The sequence below is a fragment of the Bacteroides sp. CAG:633 genome (assembly GCF_000435115.1).
Lineage (GTDB): Bacteria > Bacteroidota > Bacteroidia > Bacteroidales > Bacteroidaceae > Bacteroides > Bacteroides ndongoniae.
Map to the genome: position 1 here is coordinate 1 of NZ_FR883120.1, position 518 is coordinate 518.

Annotated in this window: 1 protein-coding gene; it reads right to left on the bottom strand. The window is 52.7% G+C overall.

Annotated elements, in window-relative coordinates:
* A partial coding sequence (locus tag QVP67_RS12095; protein ID WP_288180170.1) for a hypothetical protein occupies positions 1 to 286 on the bottom strand: 286 nt, incomplete at its 3' end.
* Positions 287 to 518: the final 232 nt, after the last annotated feature.

Genomic DNA, 518 nt, shown 5'->3' on the forward strand with positions numbered 1-518 from the left:
GCAAAAGCATGGCGGCCACGGAGCTGTCCGTCCCGCCACTCATGCCCAGTAATACTTGTTCCTTCATTATTCTATCGTTATTCAACGGTTGTTCCATCAAAAACTCCTCGGTTTTCTTGTCAAAACGCCTCAACTTTTCGGTCAAAACCCCACGGCTTTTCAGCCAAAACTCCACGGGTTTCCGGTCAAAACACGGCGAGTTTTCAACCCAAACCCGGCGGCTTTGTAATGCCCTTTGAACGGTTTTGTGTGAATCGCTGATAATCAACCCGATAGCATTCGGCATAAATCCGGCGCGAGCCGTGCAAGTGTTGCTCGTGAGCCACACAAGTGTCGCTCGTGAGCCGTGCAAGTGTCGCTCGCGAGCCGTGCAAGTGTCCCACAAATGCCCTGCAAGCACCGCTTTCCACAGCCCTGCGAAAGGCACCCGGGCGGACAAAGATACGACGCTTTTTCCATCCGGCGGCAAAATCGGCACACATTCCGTTACCGTTCACGAAAAAGCATTACCTTTGCAG